The following is an 11,178-nucleotide window of genomic DNA, read 5'->3' on the forward strand; positions in this document are numbered from 1 at the left end:
GGTGGTCTTCAGAACTGGGCATCGCCGAGTGCCCGCTGCACCAGGCTTTCCACGTTCAGTTCGTCGATGAGGTCCGACTCATCCGTTTCGGGAACCTCCTCGGTTCCGGAATCGGGTCGGGCGAGTTCCAGCAGTACGTCGAGCAGGCCTGCCTGCTTGAATCGACTGACCGGAATGGATGCCAGTGCCGCCCGGAGTTCGGCCTCCTCCGGATCGGCCTCGGCGGCAGCACCGGAGGACGGGAAGAGCTGTTCCCGCAGATACTCGGCGAGGGCCTGCGGGGTGGGGTAGTCGAACATCAGGGTGGAGGGCAGCCGCAGCCCGGTGGCCGCCCCCAGGGAATTCCGGAGCTCGACCGCGGTGAGCGAGTCGAAGCCGACGTCCAGGAAGCCCGACCGCGCGGACACGGCGTCCGGTCGGGTGTGCCCGAGGACCGCCGCGGCGTGGGTACGGACGAGGTCCAGGAGTACCCGGTCGCGGTCGGCTTCCGGGGTGGCGAGCAGGGTGTCCTGGACGGATTCCGGCCCGCGGCCGGCAGCCGCGGCGCGGCGGGCCGGGACGCGCACCAGGGCGCGCAGCAGTGCGGGCAGGGCGCCTCGCGCAGCCAGCGCCGAGGCGTTGAGGTGCACCGGGGCGAGCACCGCCTCATCGGCGGCGCGAGCCATGTCCAGCAGCTCCAGGGCCTCGGCCTCCGTCAGCGGACGCAGTCCGGCCCGCGTCATCCGCGCCACGTCGGCCTCCGACAGGCCGCCGGTCATGCCGCTGTCCTGGGCCCAGAGGCCCCAGGCGAGGGACTGCCCCGGCAGGCCCTGGGCGCGACGGTGCTGTGCGAGGGCGTCGAGGAGGGCGTTGGCGGCGGCGTAGTTGCCCTGCCCGGCCGCACCCAGCAGACCGGCCGCCGAGGAGAACAACACGAACGCGGACAGGTCCATGTCCCGGGTCAGGTCGTGAAGGTTCAGCGCCGCATCCACCTTCGGACGCAGGACCGTGTCCAGCCGCTCCGGCGTCAAGGACGCAACGACACCGTCGTCCAGGACCCCCGCTGTGTGGACCACACCCGTGAGGGGAGCCTCGGCCGGAATGTCCGCCAGGACAGCCGCCAGGGCCGTGCGGTCCGCGGCATCGCACGCGGCGATGCGCACCTGCGCACCGAGATCAGTGAGCTCCTGCTGAAGCTCCCCAGCACCCGGCGCATCCGCCCCACGACGGCTGGTCAGCACCAAGTGCCGGATACCGTGCTCCACCACCAGATGACGGGCCACCAACGAACCCAACGCACCCGTACCACCGGTCACCAACACCGTACCCGCAGCGTCCCAGGCCGTCGAAGGCTCAGGGTTCGAGGGCACTGCCGCACGTACCAGTCGGGGGACCCGTATTGCGCCTGCGCGCACCGCGGCCTGCGGCTCACCCGACGCGATCATCGAGGGCAGCAGCCCCTGCATCGCGTCCGCCGGTGCGGTCGCTCCGGTGCCGGGGTCCAGGTCGATCAGTACGAACCGGTCGGGGTTCTCCGACTGCGCCGAGCGCACCAGACCCCACACCGCCGCATAGGCCAGATCGACGACACCCTCCGTCGGCCCAACCTCGACCGCGCCACGCGTCACCACCACCAGACGCGAGGAGGCGAACCGCTCGTCCGCCAACCACGACTGCAACAGGTCGAGCATGCGATGTGTGGCTGTCCGTGCGGCTTCTGCTGTGCTCAGCGAGGTGTCGGTGAGCACTGTTGTGTCGGTGGTCGACGGTGTGCCGGTGGTCGATGTGCCGCTGGTCGATGTGCCGGTAGTCGGTGTGTCGGTAGTCGGTGTGTCGCTGGTCGGTGTGTCGGCTGCGGACAGGCCGCACGGTACGACGACGAGGCTCGGCACCTCGCTGTCGGCGCGGAGTGCCTCCAGGTCACGGACCACGCGGAGGCCTTCGGTCGATGAGCCGAGCAGGTCCTCGGGGAGGTGCTCCGCAGTGCCCAGGACCACCCAGGCGTCCGTATCGGCACCAGCAGCGGTCGTCGACGGCGGCAGCGTGTGCCAGTCGAGACGGAACAGCGCGTCCCGCCGGAAGGTATCGGCGGCACGCAGTAGCTCGGTGGACATCGGACGGATGGTCAGCGACTCGATGGACAGCACGGGGTGGCCGGTGGTGTCGACGGCATGGAGGGAGACCGCGTCGGTCCCCACCGGAGCCAACCGCACCCGCAGCACCGAAGCACCCGCAGCATGCAACGACACCCCACCCCACGCAAACGGAAGACGCGCCTGCCCCTCCCCGCCCAGACCACCCACACCCAACGCATGCAACGCAGCATCAAGCAACGCCGGATGCACACCAAACCCACCAGCATCCGAAGCAATCAGCTCCGGCAACACCACCTCAGCAAACGTCTCCTCACCACGCCGCCACACACCCCTCAACCCACGAAACGCCTCCCCATACACCAACCCCGCACCAGCAAAACCCTCATACAACCCCTCCAACACCACCGACTCAGCCCCCACCGGAGGCCACACCACATCCACCAACGGCACCACACCACCACCAGCCAAAAACCCACTGGCATGCCGCACCCACGAACCCACACCCAAACCAACAGAAACCACAGAACCAGAGACCGCAGACCCAGCAGAATCCGCAGAACGCGAGAACAAAGCGAACGCACAACGCCCACCCTCATCCACCGCACCCACCGAAACCTGCACCTGCACCCCACCCGACCCCGGCAACACCAACGGCGCCTCCAAAGTCAACTCCTCAACCCGCTCACACCCCACCAGATCAGCGGCGCGGAGGGCGAGTTCGAGCAATGCGGTTCCCGGGACCACGGTGATTCCGGAGACCTGGTGGTCGGCGAGCCACGGGTGGGTGTCCACACCGATCCGGCCGGTGAAGAGGTGGCCGTCGCTGTCGGCCAGACCGAGTGCGGCACCCAGCATCGGGTGCTCGGCCGGAGTCAGGCCGGCTGCGGTGAGGTCGCCCGTGGGCCGATCCGCGTCGAGCCAGTAGTGCTGGTGCTGGAAGGCGTAGGTGGGCAGGTCGATCCGGCGTGCGCCGGTACCCGAGAGGGCGGCCTGCCAGTCGATGTCGATGCCCTCCACGTGGAGAGCTGCGGCTGCGGCGAGTACTGCCTCGTGCTCGTGCCGGTCGCGGCGGAGTGCCGGGACGAGCAGCGGCTCACTGTCATCGGGGAGACAGCCGCGTGCCATGGCGGTGAGAGTTCCGTCGGGGCCCAGTTCCAGGTAGCGCGAGACACCTTCGGCGTGGAGGGCTTGGATGCCGTCGGCGAACCGCACCGCCTCACGGACGTGCCGCACCCAGTACTCCGCCGAGCACAGTTCATCCGGGGTGGCGAGGGTGCCGGTGAGGTTGGAGACCACCGGAATGCGCGGCGCTTCGAACGACAGCTTCTCCGCCACGGAACGGAACGCGTCGAGCATGCCGTCCATGTGGGCCGAGTGGAACGCATGACTCACCCGCAGACGCGACGTCTTCACCCCGGCAGCGGTGAAGCGCTCGGCCACCGCCACGACGGCATCGCGGTCTCCGGAAATCACCACCGACTGCGGACCATTGACCGCAGCGACGGACACACCGGCTGTGTCTTCGAGGAGCATCCGCACCTCCGCCTCGGACGAAGCGATGGCCACCATCGCCCCACCCTCCGGCAGAGCCTGCATCAACCGCGCACGCGCCGCCACCAGCACCGCGGCATCGGCCAGGGACAGCACGTCGGCTACGTGTGCGGCACTCAGCTCGCCCACCGAATGACCGGCGACAAACTCCGGCCGCACACCCCACGACTCCACCAGGCGGAACAACGCCACCTCAAGAGCGAACAACGCAGGCTGCGTGAAACCCGTCCGGTCCAACACCCCGGCGTCCGTACCGAAGACCACGCCCCGCAGCGGACGATCCAGATGCCGGTCCAGCTCACCACAGACCGCATCGAACGCCTCCGCAAACACCGGATAACGATCGTAGAGTTCACGGCCCATCGCCAAACGCTGGGAACCCTGACCGGTGAACAACACCGCCAACTTCCCCGCACCAGTGGCACCCTTCACCACACCCGGCGCCACACCACCCGACGCCAGAGCGGTCAGAGCTGTCACCCCGTCCTCGCGGCTGGGAGCCACCACCGCGGCCCGGTGCTCCAACGCAGCCCGCGACGTCACCAACGAATAGCCCACATCGGCGAGGGACAACCCCGGCTCGTCCCTCAGCAGCGACGCCAGCCGACCCGCCTGCGCCCGCAGCGCGTCCACGCTGCGCCCCGACAACACCCACGGCACCACGACCGGAACATCCGGTATGCCGGTGACGGCGGTTTCCGTGGTGTCGACCGGTGCGGCCTGTTCGAGGATGACGTGCGCGTTGGTGCCGCTGATGCCGAACGAGGACACACCCGCCCGGCGAGGCCGACCGGTCCGGGGCCAGTCCATGGGTTGGGTCAGCAGTTGCGCCGAGCCTGCGGTCCAGTCCACGTGGGGCGTGGGCTCGTCGACGTGCAGGGTCTGCGGGAGCACCCCGTGGCGCATGGCCTGCACCATCTTGATGACACCCGCGACACCCGCGGCGGCCTGCGTGTGCCCCAGGTTCGACTTCACCGAACCCAGCCACACCGGCCGGTCCGCCGGCCGCCCCTGACCGTAGGTCGCCAGCAGTGCCTGGGCCTCGATCGGGTCGCCCAGCGTCGTACCGGTACCGTGCGCCTCCACCGCATCCACCTGCCCGGCGGACAGCCCTGCGTTGGCGAGCGCCTGACGGATCACCCGCTGCTGGGAGGGGCCGTTCGGGGCCGTCAGGCCGTTCGACGCACCGTCCTGGTTCACCGCCGAACCCCGCACCACCGCGAGCACCGGATGACCGTTCCGCCGGGCATCGGACAGCCGCTCCACCAGCAGCATCCCCACACCCTCGGCCCAGCCCGTACCGTCCGCCGCATCGGCGAAGGACTTGCACCGGCCGTCCGCCGCCAGACCACGCTGACGACTGAACTCCACGAACACACCCGGCGTCGACATCACCGTGGCACCACCCACCAGCGCCATCGAACACTCACCCTGCCGCAGCGACTGCGCCGCCCAGTGGAGTGCCACCAGGGAGGAGGAACATGCCGTGTCGACCGTGACCGCCGGCCCCTCCAGGCCCAGCGTGTACGCGACGCGGCCGGTGGCCACACTGCCCGCGCTGCCATTACCGAGATAGCCCTCCAACCCCTCCGGTGTCTCGGTGAGGCGGGAGCCGTAGTCGTGGTACATCAGGCCGGCGAAGACACCGGTCCGGCTGCCGCGCAGCGAGGTCGGGTCGATGCCCGCCCGCTCCAGCGCCTCCCAGGACGCCTCCAGCAGCAGCCGCTGCTGCGGGTCCATCGCCAGCGCCTCACGGGGCGAAATCCCGAAGAACTCCGCGTCGAACTCGGCCGCGTCGTGCAGGAAGCCGCCCTCACGGGCGTAGCTCGTGTCGGACCGGCCGGTGTCGGTGTCGAAGAGCGCTTCGAGATCCCACCCTCGGTCGACAGGGAACGGTGAGACCCCGTCCCCGCCGGACGCGACGAGCCGCCACAGGTCTTCCGGCGAGCCGACTCCTCCCGGATAGCGACAGCTCATGCCCACGATGGCGATGGGATCGTCCTCCACGGCCACGGCTGACGCGGTCGGCTCCGGAGCGCCGCCGGCGAGGGCTCCGCCGAGGAGCTCCTCGCGGATGAGTTCGGCGATGGCCATGGGCGTCGGGTGGTCGAAGACCAGCGTGGCGGGAAGCCTGACCCCTGTCTCCGCGGTGAGCCGGTTGCGCAGTTCGACGGCGGTGAGCGAGTCGAAGCCGACTTCCTTGAAGGCGCGTTGAGGCTGCACCGCATTCGGTGCACCGTGTCCGAGGACCGCCGCGACATGGGTTCGGACGAAGTCCAGGAGCATCCGGTCCTGATCGGCGGCGGGCGCCGCGAGCAGTCGTGCCCTGAGGGCGTTGTCCTGGCTCTGCTCGGCAGCTGCGGTACGCCGCGACGGCTTGCGTACCAGGGACCGGAGCATCGCCGGCACAGTCGGCTGAGTGGCCAGCGCGGCAGTGTTCAGGTGGACGGGGGCGAGGACGGCATGGTCAGTGGCTCGGGCCGCGTCGAGCAACGCCAGCCCTTCCACCTGGGACAACGGACGCATCCCCGCTCGCGCCATGCGCGCCACATCGGCCTCCGACAGGCCGCCGGTCATGCCGCTGCTCCGGCTCACACCACTGTCCTGAGCCCACAGGCCCCAGGCGAGGGACTGCCCCGGCAGGCCCTGGGCCCGACGGTGCTGCGCGAGAGCGTCGAGGAGGGCATTGGCAGCGGCGTAGTTGCCCTGCCCGGCCGCACCCAGCAAACCGGCCGCCGAGGAGAACAACACGAACGCGGACAAGTCCATATCCCGCGTCAGGTCATGAAGGTTCAGCGCCGCATCCACCTTCGGACGCAGGACCGTGTCCAGCCGCTCCGGCGTCAAGGACGCAACGACACCGTCGTCCAAGACCCCCGCTGTGTGCACCACGCCCGTGAGGGGAGCCTCGGCCGGAATGTCCGCCAAGACAGCAGCCAGGGCCGTGCGGTCCGCCGCATCACACGCGGCGATGCGCACCTGCGCACCAAGAGCAGTCAGCTCCTGCTGAAGCTCCCCAGCACCCGGCGCATCCACGCCACGACGGCTGGTCAGCACCAAGTGCCGGATACCGTGCTCCACCACCAGATGACGGGCCACCAACGAACCCAACGCACCCGTACCACCGGTCACCAACACCGTACCCGCAGCATCCCAGGCCGTCGAAGGCTCAGGATTCGAGGGCAACGCCGCACGCACCAGTCGGGGGACCCGTACTGTGCCCGCGCGCACCGCGGCCTGCGGCTCACCCGACGCCACCACACCGGCCAGGGCTGCACCCATGTCCGCCCCGGAGTCGGACTCGGAGTCGGTGTCGAGGCCGAGGTCGGTGTCGGTGTCGGTGTCGAGGTCGAGGTCGACCAGTACGAACCGGTCGGGGTTCTCCGACTGCGCCGAACGCACCAGACCCCACACCGCCGCATGCGCCAGATCCGCAACACCCTCCACCGGATCAACCGCCACCGCACCCCGCGTCACCACCACCAGACGCGACGACGCAAACCGCTCATCCGCCAACCACGACTGCAGCAGGTCTAGCATGCGGCCGGTTGCCGTACGGAGACCTGAGGCGACGATCTCCGGCGCCTCGGAGTGCGCGCCGGAGAGTGCGTGATGCCCGACGCCGTCCAGGGCGGTCACGACCACCGTGTCCGGGATCTCGTCGAGTGCCGCAAGATTCTCCAGGTCCGCGACCGGGATGGCCGCACCCAGGGAAGCACCGCTCTCAGCGACCAGTCCGAGGTGGTCGTCACCCAGCACGGCCCAGCTGCGAGTCGACGGCTCAGGGGCAGCAGAAGCCTTCAGGGGCTGCCAGTCCATGCGGTACAGCGACTCGTTGTCGCCACGGGTGATCTGGTGGCGTGAGACCGGGCGGAGTACGAGGGATTCCACGGTGCAGACCGGTGCACCGGTGGTGTCGACGGCGTGGAGGGAAACCGCGTCGGTCCCCACCGGAGCCAACCGCACCCGCAGCACCGAAGCACCCGCAGCATGCAACGACACCCCACCCCACGCAAACGGAAGACGCGCCTGCCCCTCCCCCTCCAAACCACCCACACCCAACGCATGCAACGCAGCATCAAGCAACGCCGGATGCACACCAAAACCACCAGCATCCGAAGCAATCAGCTCCGGCAACACCACCTCAGCAAACGTCTCCTCACCACGCCGCCACACACCCCTCAACCCACGAAACGCCTCCCCATACACCAACCCCGCACCAGCAAAACCCTCATACAACCCCTCCAACACCACCGACTCAGCCCCCACCGGAGGCCACACCACATCCACCAACGGCACCACACCACCACCAGCCAAAAACCCACTGGCATGCCGCACCCACGAACCCACACCCAAACCAACAGAATCGGCAGAATCCGCAGAACGCGAGAACAGAGCGAACGCACAACGCCCACCCTCATCCACCGCACCCACCGAAACCTGCACCTGCACCCCACCCGACCCCGGCAACACCAACGGCGCCTCCAAAGTCAACTCCTCAACCCGCTCACACCCCACCAGATCAGCGGCCTGAACAGCGAGCTCCAAGAACGCGGTGCCGGGCAGCACGGCGGAGCCCATCACGGCGTGATCGGCGAGCCAGGGGTGTGTACGGAGCGAGAGGAGTCCGGTGAGAAGCAGCCCTTCGTCGTTGGCCAGGGACGTGACCGCCCCGAGGAGCGGGTGGTCAGTGGCGCTCAGACCCAGCGTCGTGGCGTCTCCGGACGAAAGGAGAGAGTCCTTCGGCCAGTAGTGCTCGTGCTGGAAGGGGTACGTCGGCAAGTCGATGCGACGGGCACCGGTGCCCGCGAACACCGCCCGCCAGTCGATCTCCACACCGTGGACGTGCAGGCCGGAGACGGCGCCCAGCAGTGTTTCCGCCTCCGACCGGTCGCGGCGCAGCGCCGGGACGAGCAGAGCCTGGCTGTCCTCGGGCAGGGACTCCCGCGCCATGGCGGTCAGCACACCGTCCGGCCCCAGCTCCAGGAACCGCGACACCCCTTCGGTGTGGAGGGCATGGATGCCGTCGGCGAACCGCACCGCCTCACGGACATGCCTCACCCAGTACTCCGCCGAGCACAGTTCATCCGTAGTGGCGAGAGTGCCGGTGAGGTTGGAGACCACCGGAATCCGCGGCGCCTCGAACGACAGCTTCTCCACCACCGACCGGAACGCGTCGAGCATCCCGTCCATGTGAGCCGAGTGGAACGCATGACTCACCCGCAGACGCGACGTCTTCACCCCAGCCACGGAGAAGCGCTCAGTTACCTCCAGCACCGCATCCGCGTCACCGGAGATCACCACCGCACGGGGCCCATTGACGGCCGCGACAGAGACACCCGAGACATCCGCAATCGCCTCACACACCTCGGCCTCGGAAGAAGCGATGGCCACCATCGCCCCACCCTCCGGCAGAGCCTGCATCAACCGCGCACGCGCCGCCACCAGCACCGCGGCATCGGCCAGGGACAACACACCCGCCACATGCGCAGCGCTCAGCTCGCCCACCGAATGACCGGCCACAAACTCCGGCCGCACACCCCACGACTCCACCAGGCGGAACAACGCCACCTCAAGAGCGAACAACGCAGGCTGAGCCCACCCAGTACCGTCCAGCACCCCGGCATCAGCACCGAACACCACATCCCGCAGCGGACGCTCCAGATGCCGATCCAGCTCACCACAGACAGCGTCAAACGCCTCCGCGAACACCGGGAAACGCTCATACAGCTCACGGCCCATCGACAAACGCTGGGAACCCTGACCGGTGAACAACACCGCCAACTTCCCCGAACCCGCAACACCCTCCACCACACCCGGCGCCACACCACCCGACGCCAAAGCGGTCAAAGCAGCAAGCCCCGCCTCACGACCGGCCGACACCACCACCGCCGCACGCTGCTCCAACGCAGCCCGCGACATCGCCAACGACAAGCCCACATCCGCAACCGACAGGCCCGGCTCGTCCTCCAACAACGCAACCAGCCGGCCCGCCTGCGCCCGCAACGCCTCCACACTCCGCGCGGACAACACCCACGGCATCACCGAGGAGGAAGCGCCGGCAGGTGACGATTCCGGTGCCTCAGGTGCCTCAGGTGCCCCGGGTGCCTCGGGCGCCTCGGTTGCCCCAGGTGCCTGCTCCAGGATGACGTGGGCATTGGTGCCGCTCACGCCGAACGACGAGACGCCCGCCCGGCGCGGTTCACCGGTCTCGGGCCAGGCGACGGCCTCGGTCAGCAGCTCGACCGCGCCGGCCGACCAGTCCACCTGGGCCGAGGGCCGGTCGACATGGAGGGTCTGCGGGAGCACCCCGTGCCGCATCGCCAGCACCATCTTGATGACACCCGCGACACCCGCGGCCGCCTGCGTGTGACCCAGGTTCGACTTCACCGAACCCAGCCACAACGGACGCTCCGCCACACGCCCCTGACCATAAGTCGCCAGCAACGCCTGCGCCTCGATCGGGTCACCCAGCGTCGTCCCCGTGCCGTGCGCCTCCACCGCATCCACCTGCTCGGGTGTCAGGCGGGCGTTCGTCAGGGCCTGCTGGATGACGCGCTGCTGGGCGGGGCCGTTGGGTGCGGTGAGTCCGTTCGACGCACCGTCCTGGTTCACCGCCGAACCGCGCAGCACCGCCAGGACCGGGTGCCCGTTCCGCTCGGCGTCGGAGAGGCGTTCGAGGAGGAGGATGCCGAGTCCCTCGGCCATGCCGGTGCCGTCCGCGCCGTCCGCGAAGGACTTGCAGGCACCGTCGGCCGCCAGGCCGCGCTGACGGCTGAAGGCCACGAAGATGCTGGGAGTGCCCATGACGGTGACACCGCCGGCCAGGGCCATCGAGCACTCGCCCTTGCGCAGCGCCTGTGCCGCGAGGTGCAGTGCGACGAGCGATGACGAGCAGGCGGTGTCCACGGTGACCGCCGGGCCCTCCAGACCCAGGGTGTACGAGACCCGGCCCGACATGACGCTGGCGGACGCGCCGGTCATGAGGTATCCCTCGGCCTCTTCGGAGGAGCGCTCCAGAGTGGCTCCGTAGTCCTGGCCGTTGGTGCCGGTGAAGACGCCGACCCGGCTGCCGCGCAGCGTGCCGGGGTCGATTCCGGCCCGCTCCAGCGCCTCCCAGGAGGCTTCCAGCAGCAGCCGCTGCTGCGGATCCGTCGCGACGGCTTCGCGCGGGGACATACCGAAGAACGCGGCGTCGAATCCGGCCGCGTCGTCCAGGAAGCCGCCCCGGCGCACATAGCTGGTGCCCGGGTTGTCGGGGTCCGGGTCGTACAGGGCGTCCAGATCCCAGCCGCGGTTGTCCGGGAAGTCGGAAATCCCGTCACCGCCCGCGGCGAGCAGCTGCCACAGCTCCTCGGGCGAGCTCACGCCGCCCGGGAACCGGCAGCTCATGCTGACGATCGCGATGGGCTCCTGGTCCTTCGCGTCCATCACTCGCAGACGCTCGTGCGCCTGTTCCAGGTCGGCCGTTACTCGCTTGAGGAAGTAACGAAGCTTTTCTTCATTCCCCATCAGAATCTCCGTACGTGGGATCTCGACATGTCAATCAGCG

1 protein-coding gene is annotated in these 11,178 nt (G+C 69.1%); it reads right to left on the minus strand.

The genetic code is table 11. From position 1 onward, the window contains the following. Positions 1-8: 8 nt before the first annotated feature. Entirely contained in the window at positions 9-11,138 is an 11,130-nt protein-coding gene (locus ABT112_RS01305; RefSeq protein ID WP_351504228.1) for a type I polyketide synthase, read from the minus strand. Between the last annotated feature and the right edge of the window lie 40 nt (positions 11,139-11,178).

This window comes from Streptomyces sp. NPDC002055, from assembly GCF_040296705.1.
Taxonomy (GTDB): domain Bacteria; phylum Actinomycetota; class Actinomycetes; order Streptomycetales; family Streptomycetaceae; genus Streptomyces.

What these genes read in the sequence shown, in the direction of transcription:
- ABT112_RS01305 (WP_351504228.1), bottom strand. Translation starts at nt 11,138, where the DNA reads ATGGGGAATGAAGAAAAGCTTCGTTACTTCCTCAAGCGAGTAACGGCC.